Origin of the sequence: Caenispirillum salinarum, assembly GCF_044803115.1 — a bacterium.
In the GTDB taxonomy this organism is placed as follows: domain Bacteria; phylum Pseudomonadota; class Alphaproteobacteria; order Rhodospirillales; family Rhodospirillaceae; genus Caenispirillum; species Caenispirillum salinarum_A.
The window spans coordinates 3822859-3837238 of the sequence record NZ_CP085224.1 but is presented as its reverse complement, the minus strand read 5'-3'; the positions used below and the strand labels follow the sequence as shown (position 1 = coordinate 3837238).

The 14380-nt window shown below is 70.5% G+C and carries 13 protein-coding genes; 8 read left to right on the top strand and 5 right to left on the bottom strand.

Going from position 1 to position 14380, the window contains the following annotated elements; translation table 11 throughout:
• Positions 1-10: 10 nt before the first annotated feature.
• The 3 genes from LG334_RS17540 to LG334_RS17530 all read right to left on the bottom strand — a co-directional run bounded on the left by LG334_RS17540 (position 11) and on the right by LG334_RS17530 (position 2917).
• Positions 11-409: a hypothetical protein gene (locus LG334_RS17540; protein ID WP_404379934.1), complete on the bottom strand. Its 399-nt coding sequence runs from the start codon at positions 407-409 to the stop codon at positions 11-13.
• The gene (locus LG334_RS17535) at positions 393-605 is read right to left on the bottom strand and encodes a ribbon-helix-helix domain-containing protein (RefSeq protein ID WP_404379933.1); all 213 of its coding nucleotides are present in this window, start codon (positions 603-605) and stop codon (positions 393-395) included. Before LG334_RS17535 ends, LG334_RS17540 begins: the two co-directional genes overlap by 17 nt.
• Before the next feature lie 1034 nt (positions 606-1639).
• Positions 1640-2917 (bottom strand): tyrosine-type recombinase/integrase, encoded by a 1278-nt coding sequence (locus LG334_RS17530; protein WP_404379932.1) that lies wholly within the window; start codon positions 2915-2917, stop codon positions 1640-1642.
• Between the two features lie 567 nt (positions 2918-3484).
• Between LG334_RS17530 and LG334_RS17525 the strand changes: the two genes are divergently transcribed.
• Positions 3485-4588 carry a DUF1566 domain-containing protein gene (locus tag LG334_RS17525; protein WP_404379931.1) on the top strand — a complete coding sequence of 368 codons (1104 nt, stop codon included), beginning with the start codon at positions 3485-3487 and terminating at the stop codon, positions 4586-4588.
• 87 nt (positions 4589-4675) lie between these two features.
• Here the strand turns inward: LG334_RS17525 and LG334_RS17520 are convergent, their stop codons facing one another.
• The gene (locus tag LG334_RS17520) at positions 4676-5812 is read right to left on the bottom strand and encodes a hypothetical protein (protein ID WP_404379930.1); all 1137 of its coding nucleotides are present in this window, start codon (positions 5810-5812) and stop codon (positions 4676-4678) included.
• A gap of 169 nt (positions 5813-5981) precedes the next feature.
• On the opposite strand from LG334_RS17520, the gene LG334_RS17515 reads away from it, so the two are divergent.
• From LG334_RS17515 to LG334_RS17490, 6 genes are all read left to right on the top strand, one after another.
• Entirely contained in the window at positions 5982-6527 is a 546-nt protein-coding gene (locus LG334_RS17515) for an RNA polymerase sigma factor (protein ID WP_404379929.1), read from the top strand.
• Positions 6524-7156 carry a zf-HC2 domain-containing protein gene (locus LG334_RS17510; RefSeq protein WP_404379928.1) on the top strand — a complete coding sequence of 211 codons (633 nt, stop codon included), beginning with the start codon at positions 6524-6526 and terminating at the stop codon, positions 7154-7156. The genes LG334_RS17515 and LG334_RS17510 overlap by 4 nt, the downstream gene beginning before the upstream one ends.
• Before the next feature lie 26 nt (positions 7157-7182).
• Complete coding sequence (locus LG334_RS17505; RefSeq protein ID WP_404379927.1) at positions 7183-8112, top strand: hypothetical protein; 930 nt, start codon at positions 7183-7185, stop codon at positions 8110-8112.
• A 364-nt stretch (positions 8113-8476) separates the two neighbouring features.
• Positions 8477-9448 (top strand): methyltransferase, encoded by a 972-nt coding sequence (locus LG334_RS17500; protein WP_404379926.1) that lies wholly within the window; start codon positions 8477-8479, stop codon positions 9446-9448.
• A 9-nt stretch (positions 9449-9457) separates the two neighbouring features.
• Entirely contained in the window at positions 9458-9898 is a 441-nt protein-coding gene (locus LG334_RS17495) for an acyl-CoA thioesterase (RefSeq protein ID WP_404379925.1), read from the top strand.
• 141 nt (positions 9899-10039) lie between these two features.
• Complete coding sequence (locus LG334_RS17490; protein WP_404379924.1) at positions 10040-12142, top strand: 3-hydroxyacyl-CoA dehydrogenase NAD-binding domain-containing protein; 2103 nt, start codon at positions 10040-10042, stop codon at positions 12140-12142.
• Positions 12143-12149: 7 nt separating this feature from the next.
• On the opposite strand, the gene LG334_RS17485 is transcribed toward LG334_RS17490, so the two are convergent.
• Positions 12150-12608 carry an acyl-CoA thioesterase gene (locus tag LG334_RS17485; protein ID WP_404379923.1) on the bottom strand — a complete coding sequence of 153 codons (459 nt, stop codon included), beginning with the start codon at positions 12606-12608 and terminating at the stop codon, positions 12150-12152.
• A gap of 145 nt (positions 12609-12753) precedes the next feature.
• On the opposite strand from LG334_RS17485, the gene LG334_RS17480 reads away from it, so the two are divergent.
• Complete coding sequence (locus LG334_RS17480) at positions 12754-14310, top strand: ATP-binding protein (RefSeq protein ID WP_404379922.1); 1557 nt, start codon at positions 12754-12756, stop codon at positions 14308-14310.
• Positions 14311-14380: the final 70 nt, after the last annotated feature.

Below are 14380 nucleotides of genomic sequence, written 5' to 3'. Positions count from 1 at the left end.
GGCGCGGTCCTTAGTTGAAGGTGAACTTCGGGGGCGCGGTGCCCGTGGTTTCGATCCAGGCGCGGGCGCTGTTGCCGTGTTCGTGGATGCCGCCGAAAAAGCCCTCTTGGTCCTCTACCGGCAGGGCGTGATAGGCGTCAGCGTCGATGCCGTTCGCGCTCAGAAACACGGTCAGCAGGTCCGACAGGTCCGCCTTCATGGCCTTGTCCAGATCGGCGCGGCCGTGGAAGGCGAGGATGCCGGCCAGGTAATCGCGGGCGGTGTCTGGCATCTCGCGCACCAGCAAATCCGCCGCCTCCTTCGACTGCGCTAAGCGCCGGTCCAGTTCCAGAAGCGGGAAGCCCGTGGCGGCCTCCATGATCGGGTCCAGGCGCTCCAGCACGGCGCGTTGTTCAGGCGTGAAGTCCATGACGGCCCCCTTCCAGCGCGGCCACCCGAAGGCGGGATGCCAGGTTGTCGGGGGTGTTCGCGGCCTGCTCGCGCACCAGGGCGGCCAATGTCTTGCCCGCCGACGCGGCCATGCCGTCCAGCACGCGCCAGAACTCCGGTTCCAGGGCGACGGACGTAGACCGTCCGCCTATGCGAATGCTCCGTTTCGTCGTCACTGCGACTTCCTCCTTTTGTGTAGTATTATTCTACTACACTATAGCACGACATGAAAGAACGCATCGCGAACGGAAAAGGAAATCCCTGGAATACACTGGAACAGTCAGAAGGATTTATTTTCCTTCGGACAGATGGCGGGCGCGGTACAGGTCAGGCAAGCGGACGGATTTCGGACGGTTGCCCCGGTACGCTTTTGGCACTGGCACGGGGCACCGGGCTTTTCGCCACCGTGGCGTAAGCCGCAGCCCCCGGACCTTTCGGCACTATTGGCGCTATTGGCACGGGGCATTGCGGCCTTTCCCCCGCCCAGGTGGCCGCGCACCTCGCCCGGCGGAAAGAGCTTTGGGAGGCGCGGCGGAATAGTGGTGCAACTTGCACCGAAAATCAGAAGCGCGTGCGAAATTCGCACGCGCTCATGCACGGCGGCGGTGCATGGAGTTTTCACGCGGCGAATGAAAACTCGGGACTTTTTGGGCAGCGGCCCGAAAAGGTGTGCGGGCGGGGTATCGAACGAAGATCGTCCGAAGGGCAGCGGCGCCGCGCCTTCGTCCGCATACCGGACGATGGGTGAAAAACCGCCCGCCTTTTCCACTGGACAGCCCGGCGCACTCACTCCCCAGGATCGGGGGGCGGGTCATATCCGATGTAGCCCCTTGGCGGCCTCAGGGTGCGCGCGGCGGTGGCGGCGGCCCGGATGCCCACGGCCTACCCTCCGCACGCATCAGCAGCCACCGCAGGGCCGGGGGCGGGTCCAATCATCGGGGCGGCCAAGGCAGGGACCGCGCGAACAGCCAAACGTCCACACCCGCGAATGAGACTTTGCCGGCCGGCTTCCGCTTCGGGACCGGCGCGGCGCCAGGTGGGGCGGGCCTTTGCTCCCTGAACCGGAAGCGGAAGGCCCCTTGTGAATGCTCACGGCAGCGGATGCCCCGCACTCCGCCGACCCGTATCCATTTCCAGGGCGCCAGGGACCCCAGGGCATTCGCTCATGCGCGCGCGGGAGGGGCTTTCCGGGGAAATTCCCGAAAAAGGCTTACCCGGCGCGATTGATGGGCACCACGTTCCCGGCGGCGGCGGGGCGGTCGCAGTAGTCGGCCCATGCCTCCATCAGCCGGCGGCGTTTCTCGAACAGGTCGCCGCGTCGATATGCGGCCTCCACCTTGTCGCCCACCACATGCGCAAGCGCGGCCTCGGCCACCTCACCCGGAAAGGCCGTCTGTTCCGCCGTCCAGTCGCGGAAGCTGGAGCGGAAGCCGTGAACGGTGATCGCCCGCCCCTTGTCGTCGGCCCATCGGAAACCGCCGCATTCCCCCTCGGGGTTCATCCGACGCAGCAGCATGAGCAAGCCCATGTAGGACAACGGCTTGCCCTTGCGCTGGCCGGGGAACACGTACCCATCGCGGCCATACGCCTCCCCCATCGCCTCCAGCACCGCCACCGCTTGCGGCGACAGGGGAACGCGGTGATCCCGCTTCGCCTTCATGCGGTCGCCCGGAACGGTCCAGACGGCGGCGGCAAGGTCCACCTCGGCCCATGTGGCGCCCAGGGCCTCACCCGTGCGGGAGGCCGTCAGGATCACGAACTCAAGCGCGCGGGCGGCCAGCGCATCCCGGCCCCGCAGGTCCGCCAGGAACGCGGCCACCTCGGCATAGGGCAAGGCGGCGTGATGCTCCACCTTCGCCACGCGCGCCCGCGCCGGCAGGGTGTGCGACAGGTGGCCGCGCCATAGGGCGGGGTTCGGCCCATCGCGGTAGCCGCGCGCCCGCGCCCAATCAAGCACGGCCTCAATGCGCTGGCGGACGCGAGACGCGGTTTCCGGCTTGGTGTGCCAGATCGGTTCCACGGCCTTCAGGACAAGGCCCGTATCCACATCAGCCACCGGCACCGCGCCGAACACCGGATGCACGTAATCCCGCAAGGTGTTCTCCCACTGGCTCGCGTGCTTGGCGTTCTTCCACGTCGGGCGGTGCGCGGCGATGTAGCGTTCGGCGGCATCCTTGAAGGTGATCGCCTTCGCGGCCTCCACGGCGGCGGCCAGCCGCTCGGCCTCGCGGGCGTCCAGTGGGTCCACCCCATCGGCCAGAAGCCCCCGCGCGTCGGCAGCCTTCCGGCGGGCATCCTGCAAGCCCACGTCCGCCACCGCCCCAAGGCCCATTTCGCGGGATTTGCCCGAAAGCCGGTAGCGCAGCACCCACGACTTCGCGCCGGTCTTGGCGACGTGGAGATACAGCCCCCGCCCATCGGCATAGCGGCCGGGCTTGTTGGTGGTCGCCACCGCACGGGCCGTCAGCCGGTCAACCTGCTTCGCCATGATCCATCCCCCAATCCGTTCCACAAACCATTCCACAAAACGGACTAGGATTGTGCGGGAACGCACTGGAACTTACAAGACGCAACAGCGCCTCAAATGCGCGGAAAACCTTGGCTTTTCGGGATGCCTTCGGAACATGCTGGAAGCCGGATAAGGCGGACCCCCTGTCCGCCACTTTTTCCCTCATAATCCGACCTCATTCCGTCGCCCCGCCGTCAGGCGTGGTGCCGTGTCGCGTATTCCCTTATCTTTTTCCGGCTTAATCCGGGGAGGGAGAGCGCGATGCGGAAAACAATTGTGCGTCGGGGCCTGGCTGCCCTGGCGGTGGCGCTTCTGTGCGCGCCGGGAGGGGCTTTCGCCCAGGGCCCCGGGCCGGGACGGAGCGGGCCGCCGCCCGACGAGGCGTTGAGCGCCTGTTCAGGGCTGTCGTCCGGCGCAACTTGCAGCTTCCGGGCGCCGCGCGGGCGGGTGTCCGGCACCTGCCATGCCGGACCGGGAATGCCGCTCGCCTGCCGGCCGGGCGGTCAGGGGGGCGGGCCTGCGGGCTCCGGGGCGCAGGTCGCCGCCATGCCGCCGAAGCGCGGATACACGCCCGCCGCCGTGCCTTTCGCGCAGGCCGTCGTCCTGTCCAACCGGCTGACGGGCACCGGCCAGCACACCTGTTTCACGGACACCGCCGCCACCGACTGCGCCCACGCCGCCGCCGCCGGGTTCCCCGGCCAGGACGGTTCGTACGCCTCCCGGCCCCAGGCGTTCGAGGACCGCGGAGACGGTACGGTCTTCGATGCTGCGACCGGCCTTCTCTGGCAGCAGGGCCACAATGCCCGGCGCCTGAGGTTCGGCGATGCCGCCGCCGCCTGCGCGGCCCTTCGTCTGGGCGGGCGGAACGACTGGCGGCTGCCCACCATACGGGAGCTTTACAGCCTGACCCACTGGCAGGGCGTCACCGGGCAGAGGCCGTTCGTGGCGCCGGCGTTTGCCATCGCCGCGCCCGATGCGTCGGTGCTGGAAGACGACAGGTTCGCAGCGACGCATGCGCCCGAGATGATGGGGCAGACCTGGTCGGCCACGATCTATGCCGGCGACCACTATGGCCGCCCCGGCGTGAAGGGCGTGTTCTTCTTCAATTTCCTCGACGGGCGCATCAAGCAGGCTCCGCGCGACGGCCGCAACGGCCTGTTCTGGCGCTGCGTCGCCGGGCCCGAGTGGGGCGCCAACGCCTTCACCGACCGGGGCGACGGCAGCGTGCAGGACGGGCTGACGGGGCTGACCTGGCAGCAGGTCGACGACGGCCGCCCGCGGACCTGGGGCGAGGCCCTGCGCCATTGCGACGGGATGACGCTGGCCGGGTTCGACGACTGGCGCCTGCCCAACGTGAAGGAACTGCAAAGCATCGTGGACTACCGCCGCCCGGCGCCCGCCATCGATCCGGTCTTCCGGCAGGCCGATCCGCAGGCGTGGTTCTGGTCGTCGACGAGCTTCGGCGATGATCCGGCGGAGGCGCTTTACGTCTGTTTCGGCCCCTGCACCTCGGCCGAAGGCGTGGACGTGCATGGTGCGGGTGCCCAGCGGTCCGATCCGAAGGCCGGGGTCCGGCCGGGGCAGGGTGGGCGCGGCGGGCAGAACGACGCGGTGCGCGGTCGCAACCACGTCCGCTGCGTGCGCGGCTGACGGCGGGCCAAACAGAAGCCGGCCCGGGGTGCTCCCGGGCCGGCTCCCTTTGTCCGACGTGCGGCGGTCTGACCCCAGCGACCCGCGTTACTGCGTGGCCGCCTCCGCTTCGCCGTCGGTTTCATCGGCGACACCGTCATCGACGCCGTCATCAACGCCATCGTCGACCCCGTCATCAACGCCATCATCGACACCGTCATCGACCCCGTCATCGACGCCATCGTCAACCCCGTCATCGACGCCATCGTCGACCCCGTCATCGATCCCGTCATCGACGCCATCGTCGACCCCGTCATCGACGCCATCGTCGACCCCGTCATCGACGCCATCGTCGACCCCGTCATCGACACCATCGTCGACCCCGTCATCGACACCATCATCGACTCCATCGTCGGCGTCGTCTTCTGCGGCTTCGCGCGCGGCGGCGATGCCCACGGCCGAGTGGGCCGCGGCGCGTTCCTTGGCGACGGCGGACGCATTGGCTGCGCCAGCGATGCCCTGTTCGGACGGACCGCCGCCCCAACCGCCTTCGAGCGCCTCTTCCTCTTCGGCCGGTGAAAGGGCGGGGCCCAGGTTGCCGATGGCCGCGTCGAGGGAGCCGGGTCCCTGGGCGGGACCATTCGGACCGCCGCGCCCCCGCTCGCCGCCGCCGCGGGTCGCGTCGTCCGGTGTGCCTTCGGGTGCCTGGCCCTGGGCGGCACCGGCCGCGAAGCCGGGAGCGTTGCCCGGACCGGCCGTGCCCGCCTGGCCGGGCGCGCCGTCACGGCCGAGCCCGCCGCCCTGACCGGGCGAGTCGCCGCTGCGTCCGGGAGCGTTGCCGCTGTTGCCCGGGCTGTCGGCCGCTGGACCACCCCCGCCCGGACTGCCTCCGCCGGGGCCACCCCCGCCGGGGCCGCCTCCACCGGGACCGCCACCGCCGCCGGGACCACCGCCGCCGGGGCCGCCTCCACCGGGGCCGCCTCCACCGGGACCACCGCCGCCGGGGCCGCCTCCACCGGGGCCACCGCCGCCGGGACCGCCACCGCCGTTGCCGCCGCCGTTACCGCCGCCGTTACCGCCGCCGTTACCGCCGCCGTTGCCCTGGGCGGCCGCCGTGTTCGGACCGGCCGTGAGGCCTTCGTCGCTCAGGTCCAGAGCCGCGGGCGTCATCACCAGCGCGAGCGCCGTCGCACCCAGAAGCGCGAGGCGGCGGGGACGGCGGCGGGCTCTGCTCTCCATCGACATGGTCATCCCTCCATGCGTTATCGTGTCGTTCGCGGGGACAACGGCGGTGGCCGGACGGATATTCCCATGTCTCTTTAGAAAAAATTATTACCGTCCGGTGGAATAATCTGCTGGTCCCCCGCGTTATCGGTTGGCCGTGCACGGGTTGAAGGATAGAGAGGACGATCGCGTGAGCGCGCACGTAGCGCAAGGACTGACCGAACTGCTTCCCCGGTTGCGGCGGTTCGCGCGTGGGCTGACGGGCAGCGCCACTGATGCGGACGACCTGGTACAGGCCGCCTGCGAGCGGGCCCTGCGTGCCTCCGACCAGTATACCGAGGGCACGCGGCTGGATAGCTGGCTCTATCGCATCGTCCAGACCACATGGATCGACATGGCGCGCGGCGCCCGCCGCCGCGCCGCCCATCTGGACAGCCTGCCGGCCGAGCAGATCGCAGCCGCCGCACCGGATGCCCCGGCGGCGCTGACCCTGGGCGCGGTGCGCCGCGCCGTCGCCGCCCTGCCGGAAGATCAGCGCGTTCTGGTCATGCTGGTGTGCGTCGAGGGCCAGACCTACCGGCAGGCGGCAGAGGTGCTGGACCTGCCCATCGGCACGGTCATGAGCCGCCTTTCGCGCGGCCGCGCCACCCTGCGCCGCCTGATCGAGGGCGAGACGCCGGGCGAGGATACGGGGATGGCGGATGCTCTTCGCCAAAGCAAGGAGACGGTGGGATGACAAGCCGTTTGGACGAGACTCTGCTGATGGCCTATGTGGACGGGGAACTGGACGCCGACGAGGCCGCCCGCGTGGAGCGTCTGCTTGCCGTCGACGCGCGGGCGCGGGAGACGGTGCGGTCGCTCACGCAGTTGAACGGAATGCTTTCGGCCGCCTACGCCGACGCCCTGCGCGAGCCGGTTCCCCAGGCAACCGCCCGGCGGGTGGCCGCCGCTGCCCGTGCCGCGCCGGTGCCGGCCTGGCGCGGTGCCCGCCGTGCGGCCGTTGCCGCCGCCGTGCCGGCGCTGGTCGCCCTGGGCGCGGGGCTCGCGGTCCTCTGGCAGATGCCGGATGCGGCCGATCCCGCCATCCGGGCGTCCGGCGGCGGCGCCCTGGCGGCAGTGCTGGAGGAAAAGCGTCAGCAGGCCCTGGAGACCCATCTCAGCGGCGACCCGCTCCAGTGGACGGCGGCCGAGGGGGGCGGGCGCATCACGCCGCTCAAGACCTACCGGGCCGAGGGCGGGTACTGCCGCGAGTACCGCGAAACCGTGTCCACCGCCCAGGGGCCGCGCACCACCATCGGCCTCGCGTGCCGCCAGGACGGCGCTTGGCGCGTGCGGTACGAGTTGAAGATGGGCAGCGAGACGTAAGGGCTGAGCAACGAGCAGGGGGAGTAATGAGTTTCAGCATGCGCCACGGCCTCATGCCGGCCGTGATTGCCATCGTGTTGACCGGCTGCGCCGGGACGGGGCTTCTGGACGGCGGTGCGCCGGCCGAACCCGGCCCGCCGTTGCCGCCCGCCGAGCTGCCGCCCTATGCCGAGGGCGATGCCTTCCAGTTCGACAACGGCGTCACCCACCATGTGGAAGGCCGGCGCGACGGCCTCGTCGCCTGGGGCATCGGCGACAGCTACGACTATCTGGCCGATCCCGACTTCACCCGGCCCCGCCTGTCGTGGCGTTGGGCGCAGGAAGACAAGAACACGATCACCAGCGGCGATGCGGAACTGGTTTCCCAGACCGGCAGCCTGTGGCCGCTGCGGGTCGGCAACAGCGCCGACTACGTCTACCGCTTCGTCTCGCGCAACGAGACGGCGGGCACCGTCGGCGATCCCTACCTCATCCGCTACAGCTGCCGGGTTCCGAATACCGCGCGGGTCGAGGTGCCGGAGGGCACCTATGACACCTACCGCGTGGTCTGCGACGAATACTGGCGCCAGCGCCACTGGCAGACGGAAACCTGGCATTACGCGCCGGCGGTGGGCCATGTGGTGCGCCACGAGGTGCGGCAGTGGCTGGGCACCAACTGGAGCACCCTGGAACTGACCGCCGCCGGGCCGGCGCCTGCCTTCCTGCCCGCCGACCAGCGCGCCCGCCTGGCCGAGGCGGTGCAGGCGGCGCTCGAATCCAACCGCAGCGGCGACCCTCTGGCCGTGGACGCCGGCCCGCTGAACATCCAGGTGACACCGACGACAACGTGGAAGACCGACGCCGGCGTCTTCTGCCGGCGCTACGAGCAGACGCTGACCGCGCGCGGGCGCACCAGCATCCAGCAGGGCATGGCCTGCCGCATGGGTGACGGCGTCTGGGCCTCGCCGGAGGCTTGACCGCCCGGGTGCGCAAACCGTTGTCGGGGTAACGGCCGGCGCGATCGCATCACGCCTGAAGCGACAGGCCGTCCCCGACACTGAGGAAGCGCCACGCGCACCCGCTTCAAGACCGCAACCCTTGCCGCGTCCGGTCCGTCAACCGAGCAAGGCGCCGGCATGACCGCAGGGTCGCGTCGGCGCCTTTTCGCATGTGGCCGGCAGATGCGAAGAAAGTTCCCAGGTTTTACCCGTAATCGCTGAAGTTTCAAGGTATGAAATGCTTCTGCTGTCGGTTCTTATGGAACAAGAACCAACATGGAGGCAAATCACGATGAAACCTTTGGGCAATGTCGAGCGCATTTCGGGCATCGCATTCGGATTCATGGCATCCAAGGCGCTGTTCTCGGCGCTGCACATCGGTGTCTTCGACCAGCTTGCCGAGGGACCGAAGACGGTCGGCGAACTGGCAGAGGCCACCGGCGCCACCGAGCACGCGCTGGAGACCCTTCTGACCGGCCTGGTGTCGCTGGACCTTGTCCACCCCACCAGCGACGGCAAGGCATACAAGAACGCCGAGGACACCAACACCTTCCTGGTGTCGACCTCGCGCCATTACTACGGGGACTATCTGCGCTACCAGATCGACCAGCAGATGTACCCGTTCATGGACAATCTGGGTCACGCCATCAAGGGCGACACCGACAAGATCGAATTCGACACCTACGAAACCTGGATGGCCGACAAGGAGCAGGCGGAGATCTTCTCGCGCTCCCAGCACGGCGGTTCGCTTGGTCCGGGTGCCGTGGTCGCCAAGAGCTGGGACCTGTTGGACGCCCGCACCCTGCTGGACGTGGGCGGCGGCACCGGCGCGTTCTCGATCATGATGTGCAAGCGTTACCCCGAGCTGAAGGCCACCGTGCTGGACTTCCCCAACGTGGTCGCCCTGGCCGAGGAGTACATCGCCGAAGCGGACATGTCCGACCGCATCGACGTCATCGGCGGCAACGGCCTGACCAGCCAATGGCCGGCCGAGCGCGACGTGGTGCTCATGTCCTATCTGTTCTCGGGCGTGCCGGCCGACGGTCTGGAGACGCTGGTGAAGAACACCTGGGCCGCGCTGAAGCCCGGCGGCCGGGTCATCATCCACGACTTCATGGTCGACGACGATCGCACCGGACCGCCGCTGGCGGCCATGTGGGCCCTGCAGCACATGGTGTTCACGCCGCGCGCCGCCTCGCTGACGCCGGGGCGCGTGATGGACCTGCTGAAGGCCCAGGGCTTCGGCGACATGGAGGAAAAGCCCCTGATCCCCGGGCTGACCCGCGTCGTCTCCGCCGTCAAGCCGCAGGCCTGAGGCGGCGGCATGGCGCGCGAGGACTTCCGTTTCTGCCATCCCTTCCGGGTCCGCTATTCCGAGGTCGACCGCCAGAACGTGGCCTACAACAGCCACTACCTGACCTGGTTCGACGTGGCGATCTGGGAATACGTCAAGGCACTGCCGTTTGACCTGTCGGCCTATGTGGAGTCGTCGGGCAACGACCTGCACACGGTCAAGGCGCTGGTGGAGTTCCGCAAGTCGGCGGAATTCGACCAGGACATCGAGGCCTGCGTGCGCGTCGGGCGCATCGGCCGCTCCAGCCTGACCTTCACCTGCGAACTGCACGCCGCCGGGTCCGACGACCTGCTGGCGACGGGTGAAGTGGTGTGGGTCAACACCGACCAGGCGGCCCACAAGTCCACCGCCCTGCCCGAGGACCTGACGCAGCGCGTCCGCGCCTTCGAGAAGACGGCGCCGAAGGGGTGACCGACGGCCCATGTGAATGCGAAGGGGCGTTCCGGTTTCGGGGTGCCCCTTTTCGTTGATGGGCCTGCCCCCGCTTTGCAACCGCGGCCCCGCGTCTTACGTGGAACGGAGACCGACGAAACGCAGCGGGAGGAACAATCCATGAGCGGGACGGCGTCCTTTGAGCGGCACGGCGACGTGGGCGTGGTGCACATGGCGGCACCCGCCGGCACGGGGCTGACCGCGCGGCTGCGGGCGACCCTGGCGCGCCGGCTGGAGGAGGCCGAGGGCGACGGCCGCGTGCGCATCATCGTGCTGCTGGCCGAGGGCGGGGCGCTGGCCGCCGAGCCCGGCTGCGGCCCGGCGGAGGAGGAGGGCGAACCGTCCGAAGCCCCCGATGCCCGCGCGCTCGCCGCCCGGGTGGAGGACGCCCGCAAGCCCGTCATCGCCGCCCTGGACGGTGCCGCGCTGGACGAGGGGCTGGAGCTTCTGCTGGCGGCCCGCGTGCGGCTCGCCGCCCGCCGCTCGCGCCTGGGATTCCCCGAGGCGGGTCTGGGCCTCGTTCCCGGCGCCGGCGGCACGCAGCGCCTGCCGCGGCTGGTGGGCACGGGGGCGGCGCTCGACCTCATGGCCAGCGGCGCGGTCATCGAGGCGGGGGCGGCCGAGACGCTGGGGCTCATCGACGGCGTGGAGAAGGAGCCGCTGATAGGATCGGCCGTCTCCGCCGCGCGGCGCCTGGTCGACAGCCTGCCGCCGCGTGTGTGCGACCGTCAGGCCGGCGGCGACGCCGATGCCGTGCGCCGCGACGTGGAGCGCCTGTCGGAAACGGGCCTCCCCGACGCCCTGCTGGAGCGGCTGGGCGAGGCGGTGGAGGCCGCCGCAACCCGGTCCTTCGATGCCGGCATGGCGGTGGAGGGAGAACTGGCCGCCGCCGCCCGCGCCGAGCCCGCGGTGCGCGCCCGCCGCTACCTGATGCGCGCCCGCCGCGCCTGCCGCACGGCGCCGGAACTGACGGCGGCCGAGGGCTGGCCGCTGGGCTCCGTCGCCGTGGTGGGGGCCGGCGTCATGGGGGCGGATATCGCCATCCTCTGCGCCGAATACAACGTGCCGGTCATCATGCTCGACCGCGACCCGCTGGCGGTCTCGCGCGGGTTGGGGCGCGCCAACGACCACTTCACCCGCCGAGTGGAGGCCGGCGCCCTGGACGAGGCGGACGCCATCCACCGCAACGCCCTGATCCAGCACTCGACCAAGCTGCGCGAGATTGCCCAGGCATCGCTGGTGATCGAGGCCGTGACCGAGGACGCGGCGGTGAAGGAGGCGGTTTTCCGCGATTTGGGCGAACGCTGCCGGCCCCGGTCCGTGCTGGCGACCAACACCGCGGCGCTGGACGTGGACCGCTTCGCCGCCGCCGCCAGTTGCCCGCCGCAGGTCCTGGGGATGCACGTCATCAGCCCCGTGCTGGAGCGCCAGGTGGTGGAGATCGCCGCGGGGCGGGAGACGGACCCCGCCGCCGTGCGCACCGCCGCAGCCTTCGCCGAGCGGGTGGGGCGGGTGCCGGTGCCGGTCGCCAACCGGCCGGGTTTCGTCGGCACGCGCCTGCTGGAGGCCTACCTGCGGGAGGCCTGGCTGCTGGCGGAGGAGGGCGTGTCGCCGGCCGCCGTCGACGACGCCCTGGAGCGCGAGGGATTCGCCGAGGGGCCGTTTCGCCTCAATGACCGCATCGGCGTCGATGGCGGCTGGCGCCTGCGCGACCACCCCGAGGGCTCGGACGACGACCGCCTGGCGCGCGCCTCGCGCCTGCCCGAGCGCATGGCCGCCCATGGCCGCGCCGGGCTGGTCCAGGGCGCCGGCTGGTACCGCTGGCGCGGCGCGGGCGCCGATGCCGCGGCGTCCGAGGACGACGGCTGGCTGCACGATGCCGCCGACGATGCCCGCGCCCGCGGCGTCTCCCGCCGTCAGGTGCCGGTGGCCGAGGCGCGGGAACGCCTGCTGCTCATGCTGGTGAACCAGGCCTTCGTGGTGCTCGACAAGGGGCACGCCTTCCGCCCCGGCGACGTGGATGTGGTGGCGGTGGACGCCACCGGCTTCCCCGAAACCTGGGGCGGCCCGTTCTTCTGGGCGCAGGAGCAGGGGCTGCCGAAGCTGGTGGAGCGCCTTCAGGCCCAGGAGCAGGCGAACGGCCCGCGTTTCCACCCGGCGCCCCTGCTGGTGCGGCTGGCCGACAAGGGTATGGCGCCGGCGGACGCGGCGGGAATGGCGTGAGCGCGCGTCAGCCTCCGGCTGACGGCCCCGGCTCGACCGCGATGCGCTCCAGCGCGGCGCGCAGGGGCTCGGGCAGGCCGATGGGGCGGTTGCTCTCGCGGTCGACGTAGACGTGGATGAAGTGCCCCTCGGCGCGGGCCTCCTGGTCGCCCTCGACGAATAGGCCGATTTCGTAGCGCACCGACGACCGGCCGATGCGCGCGACGCGCAGGCCGGCGATCACGGTGTCGGGGAAGGCGATGGGCCGGAAGTAGCGGCACTGTGTTTCAACAACCAGACCGATAACCGGGCTTTCGTGGATGTCCAGGACGCCCTGCTCGATCAGGTAGCGGTTCACGACGGTGTCGAAATAGCTGTAATAGACGACGTTGTTGACGTGGCCGTACACGTCGTTGTCCATCCAGCGCGTCGGAATGGTCAGGTGGTGCCGATACCCCGCCATGCGGCCTATGTCTTCCGTCCCCATCGGATAATCCTTCGTTCCCTGGTAAGGTCATTAAAGAAAAGTGGCGGGTCCTTTGCCGTGATGAAGAAGACGGGGCCCCGCCCTTGTTGCTTCGCCGCTCGCCGACAGACCGGCCGCGCCGGGCCGGGGACTGAAGGAGGACCAGGTGCCCTCGGTGACATTCCACGACGACGATCTGACGCGCTCCATCCTGGAGATGGCGCCCAACGGAATCTACGAGATCGACGTCCGCGGCACCATCCTCTTCAGCAATCCGGCCCATCACCGCCTGCTGGGCTATGAACCCGGCAGCCTGGTCGGGCGCAACATCCTCGACCTGATCCCCGACAGGGACGCCCAGCGCCTGCGGGCCGACCTGGATTTCCTGCGGCGCGAGAAGCCCAGGCCCGAACCCTACCTCAACCGCAGCTTCACCCGCGACGGCGGCGAGATCATGGTGGAGGTCCACTGGACCTACAAGACCGCCGCCGACGGCACGGTGACCGGCTTCATCGCCATCCTCAACGACGTAACCGACCGCATCGAGGCCGAGGCCCTGCGCGAGCAGGCCCGCCGCGCCGCCGAGGAAGCCGCCGCGGCCCGCTCGCGCTATCTGGCGACGGCCAGCCACGACTTGCGGCAGCCGTTGCAGGCGCTGTCGTTGTTCGTCAGCCGGCTGGAACGGAAGGACATGGAGTCGGCGGCGCGGGCGATCGTCGGCGACATCCGCGACAGCGTCGGCACGCTGTCGTCCTTGCTCGATTCCCTGCTGGACATGAGCCGGTTCGATGCCGGCATGACCCGCACCACCATCGAGGCCGTGCCGCTGGCCCCGTTGTTCCGCGGCATTGCCCGTGATTTTGCTCCCGTGGCCGAGCGCAAGGGCCTGCGCCTGCGCCTGCGTCCGCCGCCCGAGGGGCTGGCGGTGCGCAGCGATGCGCGGCTTCTGCAGCGGGTCGTCGGCAATCTGGTGAGCAACGCCATCACCTACACGCAAACCGGCGGGGTGCTCCTGTGCGCGCGTCGTCGCGGGGCTTCGGTGCGGATCGAGGTGTGGGACACGGGGCCGGGCATCGATCCCGACCATCTCGGCCGCGTGTTCGACGAGTTCTACCAGGTCGACGGCGCGGCCGGCGACCACGGCGGCGGCCTGGGCCTGGGACTCGCCATCGTCGACCGCGCGGCGCGCGCGCTGGGCCATGCGGTGGACGCGCGCTCGCGCCCCGGCCGGGGGTCGATGTTCGCCATCACCGCGCCCGGCAGGCCCGTCAGCACCGCCGCACCCGCCGCCGCCACGCTGCCGGCGGGTGCGGACAGCCGGCCGGCGGGCGAGGCGGTGCTGACGCCGTTGAACGCGGCGGTGGCGGTGGTGGAGGCCGATCCCGCCGTGCGCCGCGCGCTGGTGACCCTCCTGGAGGAATGGCGCTGCCGGGTCGTGGCCGCTGCCGGCGACGGGCGCGGCCTGCTCCGCGCCCTGGCCGACGCCCCGGGGGCGCCGGACGTCATCGTCGCCGACCTGCGCCTGTCGGGCGGCATGGACGGCATGGAGGCCGTTGCCGCCGCCCGTGCCGAACTGGGCGAAAGCGTTCCCGCCCTGATCGTCACCGGCGACACCGACCCCACCCGCCTGCGCGGTGCGGCGCGCGAGGGGCTGCCCGTGCTGCACAAGCCGGTCTCGGTGCCCGACCTGCACGCGGCCCTGTCCCAGATCGTCGGCGGCTAACGGCGCTGGCGTTCGCCGCCGCACCGTGTACCCTGTCTGACGCAGAGCCTGGACACAGAAAAGGACGACG

Coding starts and splice junctions, on each gene's coding strand:
- LG334_RS17540 (WP_404379934.1), bottom strand. CDS start 409: ATGGACTTCACGCCTGAACAACGCGCCGTGCTGGAGCGCCTGGACCCG.
- LG334_RS17530 (WP_404379932.1), bottom strand. CDS start 2,917: ATGGCGAAGCAGGTTGACCGGCTGACGGCCCGTGCGGTGGCGACCACC.
- LG334_RS17525 (WP_404379931.1), top strand. CDS start 3,485: ATGCCGCCGAAGCGCGGATACACGCCCGCCGCCGTGCCTTTCGCGCAG.
- LG334_RS17520 (WP_404379930.1), bottom strand. CDS start 5,812: ATGTCGATGGAGAGCAGAGCCCGCCGCCGTCCCCGCCGCCTCGCGCTT.
- LG334_RS17510 (WP_404379928.1), top strand. CDS start 6,524: ATGACAAGCCGTTTGGACGAGACTCTGCTGATGGCCTATGTGGACGGG.
- LG334_RS17505 (WP_404379927.1), top strand. CDS start 7,183: ATGAGTTTCAGCATGCGCCACGGCCTCATGCCGGCCGTGATTGCCATC.
- LG334_RS17500 (WP_404379926.1), top strand. CDS start 8,477: ATGGCATCCAAGGCGCTGTTCTCGGCGCTGCACATCGGTGTCTTCGAC.
- LG334_RS17495 (WP_404379925.1), top strand. CDS start 9,458: ATGGCGCGCGAGGACTTCCGTTTCTGCCATCCCTTCCGGGTCCGCTAT.
- LG334_RS17490 (WP_404379924.1), top strand. CDS start 10,040: ATGAGCGGGACGGCGTCCTTTGAGCGGCACGGCGACGTGGGCGTGGTG.
- LG334_RS17485 (WP_404379923.1), bottom strand. CDS start 12,608: ATGGGGACGGAAGACATAGGCCGCATGGCGGGGTATCGGCACCACCTG.